This is a genomic window from Saccharopolyspora phatthalungensis (assembly GCF_014203395.1).
Classification (GTDB): Bacteria; Actinomycetota; Actinomycetes; order Mycobacteriales; family Pseudonocardiaceae; genus Saccharopolyspora; species Saccharopolyspora phatthalungensis.
In genome coordinates, this window is sequence record NZ_JACHIW010000001.1 from 2,355,295 (window position 1) to 2,376,361 (window position 21,067).

The following is a 21,067-nucleotide window of genomic DNA, read 5'->3' on the forward strand; positions in this document are numbered from 1 at the left end:
CGCGCACACAGCGGGGATGCCTGGCGAACGCCCAGTCGGGGCGCCCGGCGCACGTGCTGGTGACGACCTGCCGCTGGCTGGCTACACCACGCTGCGGCTGGGCGGCCCGGCTACCGACCTGGTGGTCGCCCGGAGGCCTGGCGAGCTCACGGCTGCGGTGCGCGCGGCGGATTCGGCCGGGCAGCGCCTGCTGGTGCTCGGCGGAGGGTCGAACCTGGTGGTCGCGGACGAAGGCTTCGCCGGACATGTGGTGCGGATCGCTACCCAGGGCCGCCAGTACGACAGCGTCGGCGACGGGCTGGTGCAGCTCACCGCGGAGGCCGGCGAGGACTGGGACGAGGTGGTGGCCGACACCGTCCGTCTCGGCCTGGGCGGGCTGGAATGCCTGTCCGGTATCCCCGGCCTGACCGGGGCCACGCCGGTGCAGAACGTCGGTGCCTACGGCGTCGAGGTGTCCGAGTTGCTGGTCTCGGTCGACCTGCTGGACCGCAGTACCGGGCAGGTGCGCACGGTGTCGGCCGACGAGCTCGGGCTGACTTACCGCAACAGTGCGCTCAAGCACAGCGATGCGGCGGTCGTGCTGCGGGTCCGGTTCCTGCTGCGCGACGGGGGTATGTCGGCGCCGATCAAGTACGCCGAGCTCGCCCGCGCGCTCGACGTGGAGCCGGGTGCGCAGGTCGAGGTGGCCAGCGCCCGCGAGGCGGTGCTGGCGCTGCGGCGGGGGAAGGGCATGGTGCTCGACCCGGCCGACCACGACACCTGGAGTGCCGGCTCGTTTTTCACCAACCCGATCGTCGACGCCGAGGACCTGCCCGAGGTGCTGGCCCGCATCGCCGCCGAGGTCGGCCCCGACCAGCGGGTGCCGCAGTACCCGGCGCCCGGCGGCCGTACCAAGCTGTCCGCGGCGTGGCTGATCGAGCGCGCCGGGTTCGCCAAGGGACACCCCGGACCCGGCGGCCGGGTGAGGCTGTCCACAAAGCACACCCTCGCGCTGACCAACCGCGGCGCCGCGACAACGCACGACCTGCTACTTCTAGCGCGTGAAGTTCGGGACGGAGTACGCCTGGCCTTCGGCGTTTCGCTGGCACCCGAGCCGGTGTTGGTGGACTGTTCGCTGTAGCAGCCGAAGAGCCGAACGGCCGTAAGAGTGACTCTTCGTGACTGATGCGTAACCCTGAGTGTTAAATGGGGTAGGTGGAGGGGGCCACCATGCTGAGCATCAGGGAGCTTAGAGACCGGGCGGTGATACGCCCGATCAAGCGGGCAGTGGAGGACCAGCTTCTGGACCTGCCCGGAGTGACCGCTGTGGACATCGGCGCGAAGCACCGTGCCGAGGAGCGCACCGGTCAGCAAGTCATCGTGGTTTCGGTGCGCCGCAAGAAGCCGCGTGAGCAGTTGCTGCCGGGCACATGCATCCCGAGCGACGTCTTCGGGATACCGACCGACGTCATCGAGGAGCGGCCGGTGCTGCAGCACATCCACTGCGCCCGCAACGAGCGGCTGGCGCCGGGCCGGCGCGTCGGCGAGCGTACCGGGCTGGTGCGGGGTGGTAGCGGGATCGCGCCCTGCCGTGCCGTCTACCTCTCGCCGCCCACAGTGCCCACCGCGGGCGAATACCGCCGAATCGGCACTCTCGGGGCGATCGTCACCGGCATCGCGCCGACGGCGGTCCCGATGGGGCTGACGACCTTCGATGTGGGCTGCCTGGATGACGCCTGGGCGGTGGGCGACCGGATGGTCGATCCGGATGGCGGCCGGGTGCATACCGAGCTGGCGCGAGCGGCGCTGTCCGGCCGGGTCGACGCGGCCGCGGTGGCCATCGCACCGGGTTCGGAGACCTCGTGCGTGGTCGACGGCATCGGGCCGGTGACCGGGCACGCCACGGCCTATCCGGGCGAGCAGGTCTGCAAGAACGGCTTCGGTACCGGCGTGACGCATGGCGTCGTCACCTCGGTCGATGCGACCGTGCGGATCGATCACGGCGAGGCCCTCGGCGTCCGGGTGCTGCGGGAGCAGATCCGCATCACCGCCGCGGATCTGCGGTTTTGCGGGCCCGGTGACGCCGGGGCGGCGGTGCTCGATCCGGGTGGGCGGATCATCGGCCTGCACGTGGCGGGTAGCCGGGGCGGCGTGGTCGGTTTCGCCAGCCCGATCGCCGACGTGCTCGCCGAGCTCGACGTCGAGCTGTGCACCGAGTCTCAGCGCATCCGCGTGTGAGCCGGGTGCTCCGCGGCGATTTTCAATTGGAGATCAGCACGCCGATCGTTTATTTGCGGTGCATGCGGGTCGCGGAGTGCTGGTCGCGGGGTTTGATGACGATGTAGTCCAGGTTCACGTGGGCGGGGCGGGTCACCACGAAAGTGATGACGTCCGCGACGTCGTCGCCGGTCAGCGGGGTAATGCCGCGGTACACCGCCGCCGCGCGCTCCTTGTCGCCGCCGAAGCGGACCTCGGAGAACTCCGTCTCCACCGCGCCCGGCGCGATTTCGGTGAACCGCACCGGCTCGCCCAGGTGCTCGCCCCGCAGCGTGCGGTGCAGCGCCCCCTGGGCGTGTTTCGCCGAGGTGTAGCCGGCGCCGTTGTCGTAGACCTCCGAGGCGGCCACCGAGGTCACGGTCACCACATGCCCGTTGCCGGAGGCGGCCAGTTTGGGCAGCAGCGCCTTGGTGACCCGCAGCGTGCCGAGCACGTTGGTCTCCCACATCCAGCGCCAGTCGTCCTCCTCGGCCTCAGCGATCTTGGCCATTCCCTTCGCGCCGCCGGCGTTGTTGATCAGCACATGGCATTCCGGAACCTGCGCGACGAACGCCGCCACCGAATCCGGATCGGTGATGTCCAGGGGCAGCGCGGTTGCGCCGATCTCCTCGGCGAGTGCCGTCAGTCGGTCGAGCCGCCGGGCACCCAGCACCACGTGGAAACCGGCGGCGGCGAGTTGGCGCGCGGTGGCCGCGCCGATACCGGAACTCGCCCCGGTGACCACGGCCCAGCGGGCTGCAGAACTTGTGCTCACGTCTTTTTCCTCCCGGGAGACGACCGATTGCCCGATGTCCATCCGACCACGCCGGTCTCCGCTGGGGGCTCTCGTCACCCGATCGATGTGACGCGAGACACTAGGAACCGAGACATCTTTTCGCGGGCCCGCACGTCTTATGAATACGGGTCACATTTTTGCGGCCGTCCGGTCAATTTTGCGGGAGGGGGACGGTTCCGCTGCACTTTTTCAGAAGGGATCGAGGTCAGAAGGTGAGTGGTTCCAAGCTGCGGTCCCGGTGGGCTGCGCTGGCGGGAGCTGTTGCGGTCGTGCTGCTGATTTCGGGCTGCGGCTCGTCCGCGATGCAGGAGCGAAAGCCCACCGATCCGGTCGCCGTGGTGTCCTTCGAGCCCGGTGACAATTCCGGCGAGGTAAATCCCGTGGGTGCGGTCCGGGCCACCGTGGAGCGCGGCAGGTTCGACAGCATCGCGCTGACCAACGCCGACGGTAAGCAGGTAGCCGGTGAATTGGCGCAGGACGGCAAGAGTTGGCACGCCACCGAGGCACTCGGCTACGGCAGGAGCTACCTCTGGTCCGGCCAGGCCACCGGCGAGGACGGCAAGACGGTGCCGGTGCATGGCCAGTTCAGCACGCTGAAGCCGGAGAAGACGATCCGCGCCACGATCAACCCGTCGGACAATGCCGAGGTCGGCATCGCCATGCCGATCAGCCTGAAATTCGACAAGCCGGTCCAGGACAAGGCCGCGATCCAGCGGGCGCTGACCGTGCAGACCTCGGTGCCCGTCGAAGGCGCCTGGGCGTGGCTGTCGGACCGGCAGGCCGACTGGCGGCCGAAGGAGTACTGGCCGGCGCACACCCACGTCAGCGTCCAGGCCAAGCTCTACGGCCAGTCCTACGGCGACGGTGCTTACGGGCTGGCGGACCTGAGCACCGAGTTCGACATCGGCCGGGCGCAGATCGTGAAGGCGGCCGTGGGCACCCACCGAATGGTCGTGCTGCGCGACGGCAAGCAGGTGGCCAGCTATGCGGCGAGCTACGGCGAGGAGTACGACCCGGGCCGCAACACCCCGAACGGCACGTTCATCATCATGGAGAAGAACCCGGTCGAGATCATGGATAACCCCAGGTACGGCTACCACGACGTGCGCAAGACCTGGGCATCGCGGTTCTCCAACCATGGCGAGTTCATCCACGAGAACCAGGAGAACGCCGCGGCCCTAGGTAAGATCAACAACTCGCACGGCTGCATCAACCTCAGCGCCGCGGACGCGAAGGCGTACTACGACAGCGCGCTGCTCGGCGACCCGGTCGAGGTGACCGGCTCGGCCAGCACCATGCCGCCGCACTTCGACGTCTACGACTGGCTCCTCACCTGGGACCAGTGGACCCAGAAATCCGCGGTCTGACGCCGCGCCTGGGCAGGAAAGCGGCGGTGGTCATCGCGGCCACCGCCGCTTTTCGTCGGTCGGGCGAGGTGTGAGGAGCGCCACCCGGGCTGCGGGACCGGGCGGTTCGACAACCCCGGAGCGGTAGCGTCCAACGTCGGCCCCGGCAGCGTCCTGAGCGGTGGTGGTCGCGGGAGCGGCTGCGAAAGTTCGCGACCGCCGTGTTTCGGCATCGCGGCGGGAATGTTTCCGCGGCGCCGGATGTCGGGGTTGATGTGCGTCCGAAAACCTCGGCCCGACCGGCTTCCGATGGGCAGCAGATGACCTCCAGAACGTTACGCATGCGCCCGCGCCGCGCCGCGGTGTTCTCGTTGCACACTTCCCCGCTGGAGCAGCCCGGTACCGGGGACGCCGGGGGCATGAACGTCTACATCGCGCAGACCGCCAAGCGGCTGGCCGAGTTCGGCACCGAGGTCGAGATCTTCACCAGGGCGACTTCCTCGGACATTCCGCCGATCGCGGAGCTCGCCCCCGGTGTGCTGGTCCGCAACGTCTTCGCGGGCCCCTTCGAGGGCCTCGACAAGAACGATCTGCCGTCGCAGCTGTGCGCCTTCGCCGCCGGTGCGCTGCGGGTCGAAGCCCGCCACGAACCGGGCCACTACGACATCGTGCACTCGCACTACTGGCTTTCCGGGCAGGTCGGCTGGCTCGCGCGGGAGCGCTGGGGCGTCCCGCTGGTGCACACCGCGCACACCCTCGCCAAGGTCAAGAACGCCAACCTCGCCGTCGGCGACAGCCCCGAGCCGAGGATTCGGGTGCTCGGCGAGGAGCAGGTGGTCGCCGAGGCCGACATGCTGGTGGCGAACACCGAGTTCGAGGCCGCCGACCTGATCAACCGCTACGCCGCCGATCCGGAGGCGGTCGCGACGATCCCGCCCGGCGTCGACCTCGACCGCTTCACACCCGGCGATCGGGCGGTCGCCCGAGCCGACCTGGACCTGCCGCCGGACGCCGTCGTGCTCGCCTTCGTCGGCCGGATCCAGCCGCTGAAGGCCCCGGACGTGCTGCTGCGGGCGACTGCGAAACTGCTCGCGCGGCACCCGGACATCCGAGACCGCCTGGTGGTGCTGGTGGTCGGCGGACCGTCCGGCAGCGGGCTGGAACGGCCCCGCGCGCTGCAGGAACTCGCGGCGCAGCTGGGCATCGCCGATGTGGTCCGGTTCGTCCCGCCGCGCAGCGGTGCCGCGCTGACCAACGTCTACCGAGCGGCCGACATCGTGGCGGTACCGAGCTACAACGAGTCCTTCGGACTGGTCGCGTTGGAGGCCCAGGCATGCGGCACACCGGTGGTCGCGGCTGCCGTCGGCGGCTTGCCGGTCGCGGTCGAGGATGGGGTGTCCGGGTTGCTGGTGGACGGGCACGGCACCGCGCAGTGGGCCGACGCGCTCGCTTCGATGGTGCTGGACCCACGATTCCGCGCCCGGTTGGCCGAGAACGCCGCTGCGCACGCCGCACGCTTCTCCTGGGAGCGCACCACCGAGGCGCTGCTCGACGCCTATGCACGGGCCAAGATGGCCTTCCACGCTCAGTTGCACGTCCAGGAGGTGACGGCGTGAGCCTCGACGAGGTCATCAAGTCCACATTGGACTCGAACGGGCTGGAGTACGTCGCCAGGGATGCGGGGCGGTTCCTCGTCACCCTGCCCGGCAGCAAGAAGCTACAGACGAACTGCTGGCTCATCCTCGCCGAGCACGCCCTGGTCGTCGAAGCCTTCGTGTGCCGGCAGCCGGACGAGGCGCACGAGGACGTGTACCGGTTCCTATTGCGCCGCAATGCCCGGCTCTACGGTGTGCACTACACGATCGACGGCAACGGAGACATCTACCTGGTCGGCCGGATCGGCCTGCACGCGGTGACCGCCGACGAGCTCGACCGGGTACTCGGCCAGGTCCTGGAGGCCGCCGACGGCGACTTCAACACCCTGCTGGAGCTCGGCTTCGCCACCGCCATCCGGCGGGAATGGGGTTGGCGCGAGTCCCGCGGCGAGTCCTTGGTCAACCTCCAGCCGTTCCGGCAGCTGGTGGAACGAGACGGTCCGGCCTAACCCCACACGACCGGCCGTAGCGACCAAGGTCTGTGTTCTAAGCGGCGTAAACCGCTTGCGGTGTGGGAGTCAGCTTGCACCGCCCGCCCACAGGGCCCCGGACTGGACGCTCTCGAACGCCGCGAAGCGGCCCTATCCGGCCAGCTCGAGTTGGCCACGGTCACCGCGCGCCTGGGAAGTCCGGCCGCGGTCGACGACACGGGCTTCCTGGCCGGGCTTCTCGGCGGCTGGCGGACCCTTTCGTCGATCGGAGCGTTCCTCCGAGTGCCGGGAAGGGACCGCGCGGGGCGGCTCGGGAGAGAGGGGGAGTCACGAGCTCGAGCCGCCCCGCGTGGGGGTCCCGCCTGACGGGCCGGTGGGCGGGGGGCACCCCGGGCCCGGCGGGGCGCGGCCCGATGGGGGATACGAACCGCGCTCATGCTCTCGCGAGATCGGGGAGTGCGTGGGAGCCGATCAAGGAGAGCGTTGTCAACTTCGCAGAGTCCCGCAGCGGCCACAAGGCCGCCACATTGATCCATTAGTGTGATGTTTTCCGCAGAAAGTAACGCATCGGAGTCAAGGTACTTTCGGTTCGTCAACGAAAGTGATCATCGCCACTTTCGTGTCACGGAGGCGCCATGATCACATAACTGTCGGGTGACGCGCACAACCGAACCTGCGGATCACCGCATGCTGCGGGACGGTGGATCCGGCGGGGGCGTGAGGCCTCCGCGCACCCCACGATGGAGCGGTGAGATGACCGATCGCAACGCCACCACGCAGTGGAACGGAGACCTCAAAACCGGCTCCGGCACCGTCACCCTGGACTCGTCCAACGCGGGCCAGTTCCCGGTCACCTGGGCGTCTCGCGCGCAGGAGCCCAACGGCCGCACCAGTCCCGAGGAACTGATCGCCGCGGCCCACTCGGCTTGCTACTCGATGCAGCTGTCGGGCTTGCTCACCGCGGCAGGCACCCCGCCGGAAACGATCGATACCAGCGCGGAGGTCGGCTTCGGCCCGCGCGGTGACGGCTTCGCCATCACCGGGATCGCGCTCACCGTGCGCGCGAAGGTGCCCGGCATCGCCCCGGATGTCTTCCAGCGGACGGCGCAGAAGGCGAAGGAGATCTGCCCGGTCTCGGCGGCCCTCACCGGCACCGAGATCACGCTCGACGCCACGCTGGACTGAGCTCCGGGTCGAGCGGAATCGCGGACCGCCGAGCCCTTCGCGGTCCGGCTGAAACTGTGGTCCCGCTGACCTCCCGGGCAATTAATCGCGGTCCGGTCTATAGCCTGAGGTAATGACTGCGACCCTGGTGCTGCTGCGGCATGGTGAGAGCACGTGGAACGCCAAGAACCTGTTCACCGGCTGGGTGGACGTACCGCTGTCGGAGAAAGGTGAGGCCGAGGCCAAGCGCGGCGGCGAACTGCTGCGCGAGAACGAGGTGCTGCCGGATGTGCTGCACACCTCGCTGCTGCGGCGAGCCATCTCCACGGCGAACATCGCCCTCGACGTCGCGGACCGGCACTGGATTCCGGTCCGCCGCGACTGGCGGCTCAACGAGCGCCACTACGGCGCGCTGCAGGGCAAGAACAAGAAGCAGACCCTCGAAACCTACGGCGAGGAGCAGTTCATGCTCTGGCGCCGCTCGTACGACACGCCGCCGCCGGAAATCGAGCTTGGCAGCGAGTTCAGCCAGGACTCGGATCCGCGCTACGCCGACCTCGGTGACGACACGCCGCGCACCGAGTGCCTGAAGGACGTGGTCGCCCGGCTGCTGCCGTACTGGGAGTCGGCGATCCTGCCGGACCTGCGGTCCGGTCGCACGGTGTTGGTCGCCGCGCACGGGAACTCGCTGCGGGCGCTGGTGAAGCACTTGGACGGGATCTCCGACAGCGACATCGCGGGCCTGAATATCCCCACCGGAATCCCCCTGCGCTACGACCTCGACGCCGACTTCAAGCCCACCAACCCGGGCGGCACCTACCTCGACCCGGAGGCCGCCGCCACCGCTGCGGCAGCGGTCGCCAACCAAGGCCGCTGACCGCCGAGCCGTGTTGCGAGAGGGGCGCCCGCAACCCGACGACGCGGTTGTAGGTGCCCCTCAGCCTTCACCTAGATGGGTGGCGGGTGGCGAGAATTCGCCTCGGCGGCGAACGGCGTGCGACGGTCGACCGGGAGGTACGTGAACTGGCTCCCAGCGCGGGGTGAAGCCCGGGTGAAGAAGTCCCCTTTTCGTGTCGCGGGTATCACTGAACGCCCTCGTAGACTGGCCTTTCCCTACCCCGGCTTGCTTACGATGCAAGCGTGACCGCATTGGGCTACACCGCCCTGATCATCGCCGCGCTCCTGGTGGGCGCAGCCGGCGGCTTCGTCGCAGCTCGGGTGACCCGGCGCTACCGCCGAACCAGGCCCGAAGGCCCCACCGTCGCCGAGCTGCTCCAGCGGCTGGTGCACACAGGGGACAGCGGCGTGGTGGTGCTCAACAAGTTCGGCGACGTGGTGCTGCACAACCCGCGGGCCGACGAACTCGGCCTCGTCCGGGACCATCAGGCCGACCCGCGCGCCCGCAAGGCCGCGGAACAGGCCCTGCTGACCGGTGAGCCGGTGCCCGTCGACCTCTCCCCGCTGAACCGCGCCGGCACGGCGCTGCGCGGTCGCGGCCCGGCCGCGGTGCTCGGCGAAGTTCGCCCGCTAGGAAACGGCTTCGCCGCCGTCGACGCCGCCGACGAGTCCGACTCGGTCCGCCTGGAAGCCACCCGCCGGGACTTCGTCGCGAACGTCAGCCACGAGCTCAAGACCCCGGTCGGGGCGCTCGCGTTGCTGGCCGAGGCGGTGCTGGACGCCGCCGATGACGTCGAAGAGGTGCGGCGGTTTTCCACCAAGATCCTGCACGAATCGACCCGGCTGGGAACTTTGGTCTCCGAGCTGATCGCGCTGTCCCGGCTGCAGGGCGCCGAGCGGTTGCCCGAGTTGACCACGGTCGACGTCGATGCCGTGGTGGAGGAGGCGCTAGGCCGCTGTCGGCTGGCCGCCGAGTCGGCGGGGATCGAGATCACCCTCGACGAGCCCACCGGCTACCTGCTGGACGGGGACCGGACGCTGCTGGTCACCGCGCTGAGCAACCTGATCGACAACGCGGTGTCGTATTCGCCGCCGGGCAGCCCGGTGTCGATAAGCCGGCGGTTGTCCAGCGACTTCGTGGAAATCGCGGTCACCGACCGGGGCATCGGGATCGAACCCGACTTCCACGAACGGGTGTTCGAGCGGTTCTTCCGGGTGGATCCGGCGCGGTCCCGCGCCACCGGTGGCACCGGTCTGGGGCTGGCCATCGTCAAGCACGTCGCTGCCAACCACGGTGGCGAAGTCAAGTTGTGGAGCCGTCCCGGCACCGGGTCCACTTTCACGCTTCGGGTGCCCCGGCATGGCGGCCCGAACGACGGCCAGCCGGCCGCAGAGCCGGCGTCATCAGTGGACCGCGCGGGCAGTATCGCCCGTTCCGGGACCGAGAGTGCGGACGGGGTCATAACCGTCGAAACGGGAGGAGTCCGGTGACCAGGGTGCTGATCGTGGAGGACGAGGAGTCCTTCGCCGACCCACTTGCCTTCCTGCTTCGCAAGGAGGGCTTCACGGCGGCAGTCGCCGCGAACGGTCCGGAGGCGTTGGACGAGTTCGACCGAAACGGCGCGGACATCGTGCTGCTCGACCTGATGCTGCCGGGCATGAGCGGCACCGACGTGTGCAAGCAGCTGCGCCAGCGCTCGTCGGTCCCGGTGATCATGGTGACCGCGCGGGACAGCGAGATCGACAAGGTCGTGGGCCTGGAGCTCGGCGCTGACGACTACGTCACGAAGCCCTACTCGGCGCGGGAGCTGATCGCGCGGGTGCGCGCGGTCCTGCGGCGGCGGGGCGAGGCCGAGGAGTTGCAGCCGCAGGTGCTGGCGGCCGGGCCGGTGCGGATGGACGTGGAGCGCCACGTGGTGACCGTCGACGGTGCGGACGTCAACCTGCCGCTCAAGGAGTTCGACCTGCTGGAGTACCTGCTGCGCAACGTCGGCCGGGTGCTCACCCGCGGCCAGCTCATCGACCGGGTGTGGGGCGCGGACTACGTCGGCGACACCAAGACGCTGGACGTGCACGTCAAGCGGCTGCGCTCGAAGGTCGAGCCGGACCCGACGGACCCGCGCTACCTGATCACCGTCCGTGGCCTCGGGTACAAGTTCGAGGCGTGATGTTGGCCGCGTGACGTGGCGCACTGCCGCCCCGATCGACGAGGTCCGATGGGTACGCGAGGTGCCCGGGTAAGCCGTTTGCCGCCCCACCTCGCGCCCATCGGCATGCGCAGCCGGTAATTTGTCGGACATGCGCCTAGGGGTGCTCGACGTCGGATCCAACACGGTCCACCTCCTCGTGGTGGACGCGCATCGTGGTGCCCATCCGACCCCGATGACATCGGAGAAAACCGTGCTGCGGCTGGCCGAGCGGATCGGTGCGTACGGCGGCCGACTCGCCGAGGAGGACGCCGAGGAGCTCATCCGCACCGTCGCCGACGCACAGGAGGCGGCCATCGCGGCCGGGTGCGAGGAGCTGATGGCCTTCGCCACCTCGGCGATCCGCGACGCGGACAACGCCACCGAGGTGCTGGCTCGGGTGCGCGCCGAGACCGGCATCGAGCTGGAGGTGCTGCCGGGCGAGGACGAGGCCCGGTTCACCTTCCTGGCGGCCCGCCGCTGGTACGGCTGGTCGGCGGGCAACCTGCTGATGCTCGACATCGGCGGGGGTTCGCTGGAGCTGGCGGTGGGCATTGACGAGCAGCCCGACCTGGCGGTGTCGTTGCCGCTGGGTGCCGGGCGGCTGGCTCGCACGATGCTGCACGACCCGCCGAGGCAGGACGAGGTGAAGAAGCTGCGCGAATGGCTGCAGGGCCAGCTGGCACCCGCCGCCAAGCGGTTCCGCAAGCTGGGTCGCCCCGACCGTGCCGTGGCCAGCTCCAAGACGTTCCGCTCGCTGGCCCGGCTGACGGGTGCGGCACCGGCGTCGGCGGGGCCGCGGGTGCCGCGCACGCTCACCGAGACCGGCTTGCGGCAGCTGCTCGCGTTCATCACCCGCATGTCGTCGTCCGATCTGGCCACCCTCGACGGGGTCAGCGGCGCGCGAGCCCACCAGTTGGTCGGCGGGGCACTGGTGGCGGAGGCCACCATGCGCGCGCTGGAGCTGGAGGAACTCGACATCTGCCCGTGGGCGTTGCGGGAGGGCGTGATCTTGCGGCGGCTGGACCACACGAATGGAGACAGTCACACTGCCATTCAGGCCCGGACGACACTGGGGCTTTCGGAGGCAGGACTTCCGGATCCGGGTCTTCCGGATTCGGGACGCGCGGAGGCGGGGCCCGCGAACGGAACTGGACGACAGGCGCAGCACGGGGCACGGTGGGAGCGATGAGTCGGGACAGTGGGGCCGATCAGCCCACCCAGCGCACCGTGGCGGAATTGCTCGCCGAATACGGCGGTAGCTCGCAGAAGAGTTCCCGGCGCCGGCGCAGGAGAGCCGAGGACCCGACCGAGACCGCGCCGCAGGCGATCATCGATCGGGTGCTGTCCGACAGCGGCCAGATGCGCGCCGTGCAGCCCGACGAAGAGCCGCCGCAGCGCCGCAGCCACCGCGCGGGCCCGCAGGGCCCTCCGGAACCCGCCGCGCAGCCTCCCGCTCCGCCGCCCTCGACGGGACAATCTCCGGCTGCGCAACAGCCGGCCGCCCAGCCGCCCGTCGCGCCGCCTCCGCCGCAGGCCGCGGCACCTGCCGCCGCGCCCGCCCCGGAACCGCCGACACCGGAACCGCCTGCTGAGCCGGCCGCCGGTGCGAGCTACTGGGCGCAGCGGTTCTCCAGCGCGGGCCGGGGCAAGGGGAGCCAGGGCAAGGCGTCGACGCCTGCTGCACCGCCGGAAGGCGATGTCGAGGCGACGATCCAACAGCCGGCGTTGCGCCGCACGGGCCCACAGGACGGGCCGCCACCGGCACCGCCTGCCCCGCCCGCCCCGCCGAAGCCCACCCCGCCGGAGGGGGTCACGGAGCAGCTGCCGCGGGTTCCGGCACCGTCCGAACCCGATCCGGAAGGCACCGCGGTGCTGGCCTACCCGCCGGCTCCGCAGCAGCCGGAGGAACGGGCCGAGCCGGAGGACCCGTACGACTTCGAGCCCTACGACGAGCCCGAGGTTGAATACGCCGAGGACGACTACGATCCCGAGCTGCCCGCTGGCCTGGACGCGGACGACTACCACGAAGACGAGGCCGAGGAGGAACCCGCCTCCGCTCGCAAGGAGTGGGGCACGCTCGCGGCACAGGGCGTCGCCGGTCTGGTCGGCGGTGGCCTGGTCTGGGTCGGTTTCCGCTGGTTGTGGGGAACCCACGCGCTGGCCGCGCTGGGCGCCGCGCTGGTGGTCACCGGTCTGCTGGTGTTCATCGCGTGGAAGTTCTTGCGCACCAACGATCTCCAGACGATCCTGCTGGCGGTGCTGGTCGGCTTGTTCTGCACCGTGTCGCCCGCGGCACTGCTGTTGTTCAGCCACTCGTGAGCCACCGGTGCGCAACCGCCCACCGTCCGTCGGTCATGCTGGGCAGGCAATGACAGTGCAACCACCACAGCGCGAGGACGTCCCCGGCCGGATCCCGGTCGGGCTCTCCAGCGCGTCGGTTTGGCCGCAGCCGGCGCGGACGGCGTTCGAAATGGCCGCCGACCTCGGTTTCGACGGGGTCGAGGTGATGGTCTGGGCCGACGCGGTCAGCCAGGACGTATCGGCGCTGCATCGGCTTTCCGAGCTGCACGGCGTGCCGATCCTGGCGGTCCACGCGCCCTGCCTGCTGATCACGCAGCGGGTCTGGTCGCCGGAGCCGGAGGAGCGACTACGGCGGTCCGTGGTGGTGGCCAGCGAGCTGGGCGCTTCAACGGTCGTCGTGCACCCGCCGTTTCGGTGGCAGCGCCGCTACGCCGACCGGTTCGGCGAGTTGGTCGCGGAGCTGGAGGAGACCAGCGGGATCTCGATCGCGGTGGAGAACATGTTCCCGCTGCGCCCGCCGAGCACGCTGAACCGGCTGCGCGGCGGCAAGAGCAGCGGGTTGTCGGCATTCAAGCCCTCACCGGATCCGACGGAGGTCGGCTTCCGCAACTACACGCTCGACCTGTCGCACGCGGCTGCGGCGCACATGGACGCCATCGAGCTGCTGAAGCGGATGAAGGACGGCCTGGCACACGTGCACCTGGCCGACGGGACCGGAGCGTCGCGGGACGAGCACTTGGTGCCGGGGCAGGGCAGCCAGCCGTGCGCGGAGGTGTGCGAGGCACTGGCCGCGGACGGGTACGAGGGCGCCGTCGTGCTGGAGATCAACACGCGCAAGGCGCGCAATCCCCAGCAGCGTGCGGCATTGCTGGCCGAAGCCCTGCTGTTCGCCCGCCTGCACCTGGAACCGCTGCGAGCCACCTGATCAACCACCCGTGGGAGTTCGGTCTTCGAAGGCAGCGTCGAGGAGGTTAGGGCGGCTAAGTGATGCCTAGTGATCAACTTCGTCGAAGGTCACTAGAATCGGTGAACATGAACCCGTTGCGCTCTTCGGTCACCGAGTGCGTCCGCCCGCTGGACGTTACGTGACCGAGGTCCTGGATCCTTTCGCGGCGGCCACTTCGGTGCGATCGCTGGGCGACGGTAGCTTCGTCGCCAACCTTCATCCCGAATGGGCAGTCGGAGACCGTCCGCACGGCGGCTACCTGCTCGCGTTGCTGGCCCGGGCCCTCGGTGACGTGACCGGGCTGGAGCCGCTGTCGGTCAGCGCGCAGTTCCTCCGCCCGCCCCGGGTCGGCCCGGTGCTGATCCGGACCGAGGTGCTCAAGTCCGGCAGCACGCTGACCTCGGTCCGCGCGCTGCTGGAGCAGAGCGGCCAGACCTGTGTGGATGCCACCGCCGCCCTCGGCAAGGTGCCCGCGGTGGAGCCCACGTGGTCGGATCTGCCCGACATGCCGGTGAATCCGCCGTCGACCTCGGTCGACCTCGCCGTGACGGAGGCCTGGAAGTTCTTCGCGCTGTCGCGGGTCTGCGACATGCGGTTGGACGCGAATACGGCGGATTTCCTCAATGGCGACACCGGTGAGCCGCGGCTGCGCCTGTGGGTCAAGCCCCGGGAGGCGCAGCCGGATCTGCTGTTCGGCCTGGTCGCCGGGGATCTGACGGTGCCAGTGACGATGAACCTCGGCCGGAGCGGCTGGGCTCCGACGGTGCAGCTCACCGCCCTGCTGCGGTCGCATCCGGCGAACGGCTGGCTGCGGCTGCTGGTTGACTGCCGCGCCGTGCACGACAAGTGGTTCGACGAGGACGTCATGGTGATCGACTCGGTCGGCCGCCTGATCTGCCAGGCTCGGCAACTCGCCATCGCCCCCTGACCGGGTGCACCGGCGGCGATTTCAAGGGAAAGCAAGTCGCCCTGGGGTTTCGGGCCGATTTCCATCGGAATCGCCGAGTCGGTGGCTCAGGTCAGGTGCGTGATGTCGAGTTCGCCATCGGCGTGCTGCCTGCGGAGCCGCTTCTTGTCGAACTTGCCGACGCTGGTCTTCGGTGCCTCCGGGATGAACGTCCAGTACTCCGGCAGCTGCCAGCGCGCGACCTCGCCGGACAGGAACTCGCGCAGCTCGGCCGCGTCGGCCTGCTGGCCCTCACGGAGCACCACGGCCACCATCGGCCGCTCGGACCACTTCTCGTCCGGCACGCCGATGACCATCGCCTCGGCCACCGCCGGGTGGGCCATGACCTTGTTCTCCAGGTCGACCGACGAGATCCACTCGCCGCCGGACTTGATCACGTCCTTGGCCCGGTCGGTCAGCCGCACGAAGCCGTCCGGCGTGATGAACCCGACGTCGCCGGTGCGTAGCCAGCCGTCGCGGAACTTCTCCGGGTCGTCGTCGCCGTAGTAAGCCCCGGCGATCCAGGGCCCACGAACCTCCAGCTCGCCGACGCTCTTGCCGTCCCAGGGCAGTACCCGGGCGTCGTCGCCGACCAGCCGGCCCTGCACCCCGGCGGGCAGCCGTCCCTGGCTTGCCCGGTAGGTCCAGCGCTGCTCGCCGGTGATGCCCACCGGCGGCCGGGCCACGCTGCCCAGCGGCGAGGTCTCGGTCATGCCCCACGCGTGCAGCACGGAGATGTCGTACTTCTCCTCGAATGCCTTCATCAACGACGGCGGGCACGCCGCACCGCCGACCACGACCTCCCGCAGCGACGACATGTCATGCGGATCCGCGTCCAGGTACTGCAGCACGCCCTGCCAGATCGTCGGCACCGCCGCGGCCATCGTCGGGCGTTCCTCGGCGATCATCTTCACCAAGGGCTCCGGCTGCAGGAACCGGTCCGGCATGATCAGCGAGGCGCCGACCATGAACGCCGCGTACGGCAGGCCCCACGACATCGCGTGGAACATCGGCACCACGGCCAGCGACCGGTCCGCCTGCGACATGGCCATGCCGTCGGTCATGCACACCTGCATCGAGTGCAGGTAGACCGACCGGTGCGAGTAGACGACGCCCTTAGGGCTCGCGGTGGTGCCGGAGGTGTAGCACATCGCGGCGGCCGAACGTTCATCGAGCTCGGGCCAGTCGAACTCCTCCGGCCGGCCGTCCAGCAGTTCCTCGTGCCCGTGCACCTCCACCCCGGTGGGCGCCTCCAGCGCCGCCTTGTCGCCGCCCACGACGATCACGTGCCGCACCGTCCTCAGCTCCGGCAGCAGCTTCTGGAACAGCGGCAGCAGCGTCGAATCGACCAGCACGACCTGGTCCTCGGCATGGTTGGCGACGTAGCACAGCTGGTCGGGGAACAGCCTGATGTTCAGGGTGTGCAGCACCGCTCCCATCGACGGCACCGCGAAGTACGCCGCCAGGTGCTCGGCGTTGTTCCACATGAACGTGCCGACCCGCTGGTCGCCGGTGACGCCGAGGTCGCGCAGCGCGTGCGCCAGCCGTGCGGCTCGGCGGCCGACCTCCGCGTAGCTGCTGCGTCGCGCCCCTTCGCCGGTCCAGGTCACGACCTCGGCGGAGGCACCGTGCGGTCCGCTGCCCTGCTGGAGGATTCTCGCGATCGAAAGGGGGGCGTCCTGCATCGTGCTGAACATGATCTGAGCTCCTTTGTGCTGGTCACTCATGCGCGAAAGATCGCTCCGCCGCGGTGGGCGCTGCTGTGGTGGCAGCCACACTAACGCCGAATTCGACCTTCGGGAGCTCGCCAAGCCGCGCGCACCGACGGTTTCGTGCCGCCTGCGCAGCGTGGTCTGGCACCCTGAGCGGCATGACGACGATCGCCGTACTCGGAGCCGGAAAGATCGGGGAATCCCTGCTGTCGGGGCTGCTGAAGGCGGGGCGCGCTCCTGCGGATCTGCTGTTCACCGAACGGTTCCCGACGCGAGCCGCCGAGCTGACCAAGGCCTACGGCATCACGCACGTCGACGTGGCCGACGCGGTACAGCGCGCGGATGTCATCGTCGTCGCCGTCAAGCCGCAGGACATCGAACCGCTGCTGGATGAGATGGCACCGAACCTGCCCGGCGGCAAGCTCGTGGTGTCGCTGTGCGCCGGCCTGCCGACGAAGCTGTTCGAGCGCCGCCTGCCCGCCGGCACCGCGGTGGTCCGGGTCATGCCGAACACCCCGATGCTGGTCGGCGAGGCGATGAGCGCGATCTCCGGCGGCGCGCACGCCGCGGACGCAGACCTGGCGCTGGTCGAGGAACTGCTCGGCAGCGTCGGCAAGGTCGCGCGGGTACCGGAGAGCCAGCAGGACGCGGTGACCGCGCTGTCCGGCTCCGGCCCGGCGTACTTCTTCTACCTGGTGGAGGCCATGATCGACGCAGGCATCCTGCTGGGCATCCCGCGGGCCACCGCCGCGGACCTGATCGTGCAGTCCGCGGTCGGCGCGGCGGCCATGCTCCGCGAGGGCGGCGGCCACCCGGTGATGCTGCGTGAGGCGGTCACGTCGCCGGCGGGCACGACCATCGCCGGGATCCGGGAACTGGAGAAGCACGGCGTGCGGGCGGCGCTCATCGACGCCATCGAGGCGGCCCGCGATCGCTCCGTGGAGCTGGGCAGAGCCCACGAGGAGGACAAGCCCGCCTGAGGTCTGGCCTGGTGCGAACTACTCAGGAGCAGGGGGGTCGTTCGACCATCGCAGGTGTCCCGTGTGTCCCGCTACTCTCGATAGAGCACGTGCGTGAGGTTTCCGTCGGAGGGGAAGCCGACGGCGCGACACGTGCCGAAGGGCACGGTGAAGCATGTCTGCGAACTCCGAACCCAGCCAGCAGGCGCCGCCGAGCATGGGCCAGGTGCGGTTCCTCACCGTTGCAGAGGTCGCCAAGCTGATGCGGGTGTCGAAGATGACGGTCTACCGGCTCGTGCATGCCGGCGAGCTACCCGCGGCACGGGTGGGACGTTCGTTTCGGGTCGCCGAGAAGGATGTCCACGCGTATCTGGAGAGCGCCTACTACAACGCGGGCTGACATCGACTGGCCTGGTATTCGCCCAGGTGGTCGGCCGTGAGTTTGTTGGGCGGTCAGCGCGGCCCAGCAGGCTCGCGGCTCCCACCGGCGCCCCGCGCCTAGTCGCCGCGCCGCGGCCGGTTGCGGGTGCCCACCGGCGTTTCGAGGACCACGGCGGCAGGCCCGGACACCTGGGCAGGTAAAGTTTTGGGTTGGTCGTGCCAGGTGCGCGCGCTCATGCGGCTTGCACCGGTGCGGGAGACGTTCGAACTGCCGTCAAGAGTGAAGGAGTCCGCATGGGCTCGGTCATCAAGAAGCGCCGCAAGCGCATGTCCAAGAAGAAGCACCGCAAGCTGCTCCGCAAGACGCGCGTTCAGCGTCGCAAATTGGGCAAGTGACCTGCGCACCGCCGTCGACCGCAGGGTCGGCGGCGGTTGTTTTTGGCTGGCCCCGGAATCCGGACGGGCCTCACATACTGTCCGGTCCCCCCGGCTTCGCCAACCGACCCGTTGTTCCGGCCCCTCGTTGTTCCGACCCTGTTGTGCGCAGGTGACCGGCGCAGTCGGCGGTAGCATCGCAATCGTCGGCCGTGCCGGAGAGCGCAGGGAGGGACATGGGCCCGAATGTCGTGCTGGTGACGGGTGTCAGCCGCTTCCTGGGCGGACACCTCGCGGCGCGGCTGGCGGCCAACCCGGCGGTGGAGCGGGTTCTCGGGGTGGACACCGTGCAGCCCGGTCGCGATTTGCTGCGCCGGATGGGACGCACCGAGTTCGTCCGCGCCGACATCCGCAACCCGCTGATCAGCAAGGTGATCTCCAACGCCCGGGTCGACACCGTGGTGCACGCGGCGGTCAATTCCCACTCCGCGCCCGGTGGGCGGGCCACGATGAAGGAGATGAACGTCATCGGCACCATGCAGCTGCTGGCCGCCTGCCAGCAGTCGCCACTGGTGCGCAAGGTGGTGGTCCGGTCGACCTGTGCCGTCTACGGGTCGAGCTCGCGGGACCCGGCGGTGTTCACCGAGGACATCGAGCCGAAGGACCTGCCGTCCTCCGGCTACGCCAAGGACGCGGTGGAGATCGAGGGCTACGTGCGCGGCTTCGGCCGGCGGCGGCCCGACGTGGACATCACCACGCTGCGGTTCAGCAACCTGATCGGCCCGCGCATCGACGCCGTCCTCACCCGCTACTTCTCGCTGCCGGTGGTGCCGACGGTGCTAGGTTTCGATGCGCGGCTGCAGCTGCTGCATTCCGAGGACGCCCTGGCGGTGCTGGAGCGGGCGACGATGGCGGAGCGGCCTGGTGTGTTCAACGTGGCCGGTGCGGGGGTGTTGATGCTCTCGCAGGCGATCCGGCGCGCCGGTCGCGTCGCGATACCGTTGCCGAGCATTACGGTGTCGCCGCTGACCCAGTTCTTCCGCAGCGCCCGCCTGGTCGATTTCTCGCCGGAGCAGCTGCGGTACCTCAACTTCGGCCGCGTGCTGGACACCACGAGGCTGCGCGGGGAGTTCGGGTTCAACCCGCGCTGGACGACCCGGCAGGCATTCGACGACTTCGTGCGCGGCCGGGGCCTGCGGCCGGTGGTCGACCCGGAGACCGTCATGGCGTTGGAGCGCAGCGCCGGAGACCTATTGGCGAAGCTGCGGTGATGGAGGCGGAATGAGCGACAACCGCACGTTCGGTGCTCATGCTCGGCCGGATGTGGGGGCGTGATGGCGGATGCGCAGGTGATTCCGCTGCGCGCGGCGGACCGGGAGCAGTTGCGCGCCTCGGAGCCGGCGGGGCCGGACCAGCCGGGATGGGAAGACGCCGTCATCGACATGCTCGCGTTTGCCCGTCGGCGGTTGCTCGGTGACTACGAAGTCGACGAGTTCGGCTTCGACCAGGAGCTGACCGACGAGGTCTTCCTCCGCATGCTGCGGCCGTTCTACGAGAAGTGGTTCCGGGCCGAGGTGATCGGTGGGCACCATGTGCCCGCGGAACGCGGTGCGCTCGTGGTGGCCAACCACTCCGGCACGCTGCCGTGGGATGCGCTGATGACCACGGTCGCGGTGCACGACCACCACCCGGCGGCCCGGCACCTGCGGATGCTCGGAGCCGATCTGGTGTTCCGGATGCCGATGCTCGGCGCGTTGGCGCGCAAGGCCGGGCACACGCTGGCCTGCAACCCGGATGCGGAGCGGTTGCTGACCAACGATGAGCTGGTCGGCGTGTGGCCCGAAGGCTTCAAGGGCATCGGCAAGCCGTTCAAGGACCGGTACAAGTTGCAGCGCTTCGGGCGCGGCGGATTCGTCTCGGCGGCCCTGCGCACCGGAGCGCCGATCGTGCCCTGCGCCATCGTCGGCGCGGAGGAGATCTACCCGAAGCTGGCGGACATCAAGCCGCTCGCGCGGCTGCTCGGGGTGCCGTACTTCCCGGTCACGCCGCTGTTCCCGCACTTTGGGCCGCTCGGTGCGGTGCCGCTGCCGTCCAAGTGGTACATCGAGTTCGGGGAACCGATCGAGACCTCGTCGTACCCGGAGGGGGCGGCGGACGACCCGATGCTGATCTTCAGCCTCAGCGACCAGGTCCGCGAGATCATCCAGCAGACCCTGTACCGGCTGCTTTCCCAACGCACCAACGTCTTCCTCGGCTGACGGCCGGGGCCTGCTCGCGTCCCGAAGTCGAGCCGACGGTCACCGGTCGAATCAGGGTCGACCGGGTTCGAGCCGGGGTTCGGCGCTCGCCCGCTGCCGCGGCCGGCAGACGGTGCGTCCGTCAGAACGAACCTGGCCGGGCCACCCGGACTGATGATCCGTGGCTTTCGGAAATGCGCCGACGCCGGTCTCGTGGGAAGGATGCATCATGACCCAGACGACCGCGGCGGCGTCGGACCGCTCGATGCCCGCGCGCGGCTGGCAGATCTTCATGGGCATCGTCACGACCTTGGCAGGCATCGTGCTGATCGTCTCGCCGCTGGCCTCGGTGACGCTGCTGGTCCTGTCGGCGGGGTCTGGCTGGTCATCCTGGGCGTCGTGGAGATCATCACGGCCCTGCGGATCCGCCTCGCCGTGAAGCGGGTCGGCAAGGCGTCGTTCCCGACGCCCGAATGACGCCGATGTCCGGGTGTGCG

General features: G+C 69.7%; 21 protein-coding genes. 19 read left to right on the top strand and 2 right to left on the bottom strand.

Annotation, left to right across the window (positions count from 1 at the left end; genetic code table 11):
* Window positions 1-16: 16 nt before the first annotated feature.
* Window positions 17-1,120, top strand: coding sequence for a UDP-N-acetylmuramate dehydrogenase (locus BJ970_RS10590; RefSeq protein WP_246471406.1), 1,104 nt, complete (start codon window positions 17-19; stop codon window positions 1,118-1,120).
* Window positions 1,121-1,209: 89 nt separating this feature from the next.
* Window positions 1,210-2,217, top strand: coding sequence for a chymotrypsin family serine protease (locus tag BJ970_RS10595; RefSeq protein ID WP_184726099.1), 1,008 nt, complete (start codon window positions 1,210-1,212; stop codon window positions 2,215-2,217).
* Between the two features lie 49 nt (window positions 2,218-2,266).
* Here BJ970_RS10595 and BJ970_RS10600 read toward each other — a convergent pair whose 3' ends face one another.
* Window positions 2,267-3,010 carry an SDR family NAD(P)-dependent oxidoreductase gene (locus BJ970_RS10600; protein WP_184726100.1) on the bottom strand — a complete coding sequence of 248 codons (744 nt, stop codon included), beginning with the start codon at window positions 3,008-3,010 and terminating at the stop codon, window positions 2,267-2,269.
* A 233-nt stretch (window positions 3,011-3,243) separates the two neighbouring features.
* Between BJ970_RS10600 and BJ970_RS10605 the strand changes: the two genes are divergently transcribed.
* The 11 genes from BJ970_RS10605 to BJ970_RS10655 all read left to right on the top strand — a co-directional run bounded on the left by BJ970_RS10605 (window position 3,244) and on the right by BJ970_RS10655 (window position 14,888).
* Window positions 3,244-4,398, top strand: a complete 1,155-nt coding sequence (locus tag BJ970_RS10605) for a L,D-transpeptidase (protein WP_184726101.1) — start codon at window positions 3,244-3,246, stop codon at window positions 4,396-4,398.
* A gap of 299 nt (window positions 4,399-4,697) precedes the next feature.
* A complete protein-coding gene (gene mshA, locus BJ970_RS10610) occupies window positions 4,698-5,993 on the top strand; it encodes a D-inositol-3-phosphate glycosyltransferase (RefSeq protein ID WP_184726102.1) in 1,296 nt (431 codons plus the stop codon).
* Window positions 5,990-6,481, top strand: a complete 492-nt coding sequence (locus BJ970_RS10615; protein WP_184726103.1) for a type III secretion system chaperone family protein — start codon at window positions 5,990-5,992, stop codon at window positions 6,479-6,481. Before mshA ends, BJ970_RS10615 begins: the two co-directional genes overlap by 4 nt.
* 735 nt (window positions 6,482-7,216) lie before the next feature.
* Window positions 7,217-7,648 carry an OsmC family protein gene (locus tag BJ970_RS10620; protein WP_184726104.1) on the top strand — a complete coding sequence of 144 codons (432 nt, stop codon included), beginning with the start codon at window positions 7,217-7,219 and terminating at the stop codon, window positions 7,646-7,648.
* 112 nt (window positions 7,649-7,760) lie between these two features.
* Entirely contained in the window at window positions 7,761-8,504 is a 744-nt protein-coding gene (locus BJ970_RS10625; RefSeq protein ID WP_184726105.1) for a phosphoglyceromutase, read from the top strand.
* A 263-nt stretch (window positions 8,505-8,767) separates the two neighbouring features.
* Window positions 8,768-10,015 carry a sensor histidine kinase gene (locus tag BJ970_RS10630; RefSeq protein WP_184726106.1) on the top strand — a complete coding sequence of 416 codons (1,248 nt, stop codon included), beginning with the start codon at window positions 8,768-8,770 and terminating at the stop codon, window positions 10,013-10,015.
* A complete protein-coding gene (locus BJ970_RS10635; RefSeq protein WP_184726107.1) occupies window positions 10,012-10,692 on the top strand; it encodes a response regulator in 681 nt (226 codons plus the stop codon). Before BJ970_RS10630 ends, BJ970_RS10635 begins: the two co-directional genes overlap by 4 nt.
* Window positions 10,693-10,822: 130 nt before the next feature.
* Window positions 10,823-11,902 carry a Ppx/GppA family phosphatase gene (locus BJ970_RS10640; RefSeq protein WP_184726108.1) on the top strand — a complete coding sequence of 360 codons (1,080 nt, stop codon included), beginning with the start codon at window positions 10,823-10,825 and terminating at the stop codon, window positions 11,900-11,902.
* On the top strand, window positions 11,899-13,032 hold the full coding sequence (locus BJ970_RS10645; RefSeq protein WP_184726109.1) for an Rv0497 family membrane protein: 1,134 nt from the start codon (window positions 11,899-11,901) through the stop codon (window positions 13,030-13,032). Before BJ970_RS10640 ends, BJ970_RS10645 begins: the two co-directional genes overlap by 4 nt.
* Window positions 13,033-13,081: 49 nt before the next feature.
* Window positions 13,082-13,939, top strand: a complete 858-nt coding sequence (locus BJ970_RS10650) for a sugar phosphate isomerase/epimerase family protein (RefSeq protein ID WP_184726110.1) — start codon at window positions 13,082-13,084, stop codon at window positions 13,937-13,939.
* Between the two features lie 160 nt (window positions 13,940-14,099).
* Complete coding sequence (locus BJ970_RS10655) at window positions 14,100-14,888, top strand: thioesterase family protein (RefSeq protein ID WP_184726111.1); 789 nt, start codon at window positions 14,100-14,102, stop codon at window positions 14,886-14,888.
* Between the two features lie 86 nt (window positions 14,889-14,974).
* On the opposite strand, the gene BJ970_RS10660 is transcribed toward BJ970_RS10655, so the two are convergent.
* Window positions 14,975-16,603 carry a long-chain fatty acid--CoA ligase gene (locus BJ970_RS10660; protein WP_184726112.1) on the bottom strand — a complete coding sequence of 543 codons (1,629 nt, stop codon included), beginning with the start codon at window positions 16,601-16,603 and terminating at the stop codon, window positions 14,975-14,977.
* Window positions 16,604-16,776: 173 nt separating this feature from the next.
* Between BJ970_RS10660 and proC the strand changes: the two genes are divergently transcribed.
* The 6 genes from proC (at window position 16,777) to BJ970_RS10690 (ending at window position 21,009) form a co-directional block, all read left to right on the top strand.
* Window positions 16,777-17,598, top strand: a complete 822-nt coding sequence (proC, locus tag BJ970_RS10665) for a pyrroline-5-carboxylate reductase (RefSeq protein WP_184726113.1) — start codon at window positions 16,777-16,779, stop codon at window positions 17,596-17,598.
* Between the two features lie 154 nt (window positions 17,599-17,752).
* The gene (locus BJ970_RS10670; RefSeq protein ID WP_029535864.1) at window positions 17,753-17,977 is read left to right on the top strand and encodes a helix-turn-helix domain-containing protein; all 225 of its coding nucleotides are present in this window, start codon (window positions 17,753-17,755) and stop codon (window positions 17,975-17,977) included.
* 275 nt (window positions 17,978-18,252) lie between these two features.
* Window positions 18,253-18,354 carry a 30S ribosomal protein bS22 gene (locus BJ970_RS10675; RefSeq protein WP_010241351.1) on the top strand — a complete coding sequence of 34 codons (102 nt, stop codon included), beginning with the start codon at window positions 18,253-18,255 and terminating at the stop codon, window positions 18,352-18,354.
* Between the two features lie 215 nt (window positions 18,355-18,569).
* Window positions 18,570-19,604, top strand: a complete 1,035-nt coding sequence (locus BJ970_RS10680) for an NAD-dependent epimerase/dehydratase family protein (RefSeq protein WP_184726114.1) — start codon at window positions 18,570-18,572, stop codon at window positions 19,602-19,604.
* Between the two features lie 63 nt (window positions 19,605-19,667).
* The gene (locus BJ970_RS10685; protein ID WP_184726115.1) at window positions 19,668-20,591 is read left to right on the top strand and encodes a lysophospholipid acyltransferase family protein; all 924 of its coding nucleotides are present in this window, start codon (window positions 19,668-19,670) and stop codon (window positions 20,589-20,591) included.
* Window positions 20,592-20,799: 208 nt separating this feature from the next.
* The gene (locus BJ970_RS10690; RefSeq protein WP_221467106.1) at window positions 20,800-21,009 is read left to right on the top strand and encodes a hypothetical protein; all 210 of its coding nucleotides are present in this window, start codon (window positions 20,800-20,802) and stop codon (window positions 21,007-21,009) included.
* Window positions 21,010-21,067: the final 58 nt, after the last annotated feature.

Excerpts from the sequence above, each read along its gene's own strand:
- BJ970_RS10620 (WP_184726104.1), top strand. The coding sequence starts at position 7,217 with ATGACCGATCGCAACGCCACCACGCAGTGGAACGGAGACCTCAAAACC.
- BJ970_RS10685 (WP_184726115.1), top strand. The coding sequence starts at position 19,668 with ATGGCGGATGCGCAGGTGATTCCGCTGCGCGCGGCGGACCGGGAGCAG.
- BJ970_RS10625 (WP_184726105.1), top strand. The coding sequence starts at position 7,761 with ATGACTGCGACCCTGGTGCTGCTGCGGCATGGTGAGAGCACGTGGAAC.
- BJ970_RS10590 (WP_246471406.1), top strand. The coding sequence starts at position 17 with ATGCCTGGCGAACGCCCAGTCGGGGCGCCCGGCGCACGTGCTGGTGAC.
- BJ970_RS10675 (WP_010241351.1), top strand. The coding sequence starts at position 18,253 with ATGGGCTCGGTCATCAAGAAGCGCCGCAAGCGCATGTCCAAGAAGAAG.
- BJ970_RS10670 (WP_029535864.1), top strand. The coding sequence starts at position 17,753 with ATGTCTGCGAACTCCGAACCCAGCCAGCAGGCGCCGCCGAGCATGGGC.
- BJ970_RS10680 (WP_184726114.1), top strand. The coding sequence starts at position 18,570 with ATGGGCCCGAATGTCGTGCTGGTGACGGGTGTCAGCCGCTTCCTGGGC.
- mshA (WP_184726102.1), top strand. The coding sequence starts at position 4,698 with ATGACCTCCAGAACGTTACGCATGCGCCCGCGCCGCGCCGCGGTGTTC.
- BJ970_RS10650 (WP_184726110.1), top strand. The coding sequence starts at position 13,082 with ATGACAGTGCAACCACCACAGCGCGAGGACGTCCCCGGCCGGATCCCG.
- BJ970_RS10645 (WP_184726109.1), top strand. The coding sequence starts at position 11,899 with ATGAGTCGGGACAGTGGGGCCGATCAGCCCACCCAGCGCACCGTGGCG.
- BJ970_RS10660 (WP_184726112.1), bottom strand. The coding sequence starts at position 16,603 with ATGTTCAGCACGATGCAGGACGCCCCCCTTTCGATCGCGAGAATCCTC.
- proC (WP_184726113.1), top strand. The coding sequence starts at position 16,777 with ATGACGACGATCGCCGTACTCGGAGCCGGAAAGATCGGGGAATCCCTG.
- BJ970_RS10640 (WP_184726108.1), top strand. The coding sequence starts at position 10,823 with ATGCGCCTAGGGGTGCTCGACGTCGGATCCAACACGGTCCACCTCCTC.
- BJ970_RS10595 (WP_184726099.1), top strand. The coding sequence starts at position 1,210 with ATGCTGAGCATCAGGGAGCTTAGAGACCGGGCGGTGATACGCCCGATC.
- BJ970_RS10690 (WP_221467106.1), top strand. The coding sequence starts at position 20,800 with ATGACCCAGACGACCGCGGCGGCGTCGGACCGCTCGATGCCCGCGCGC.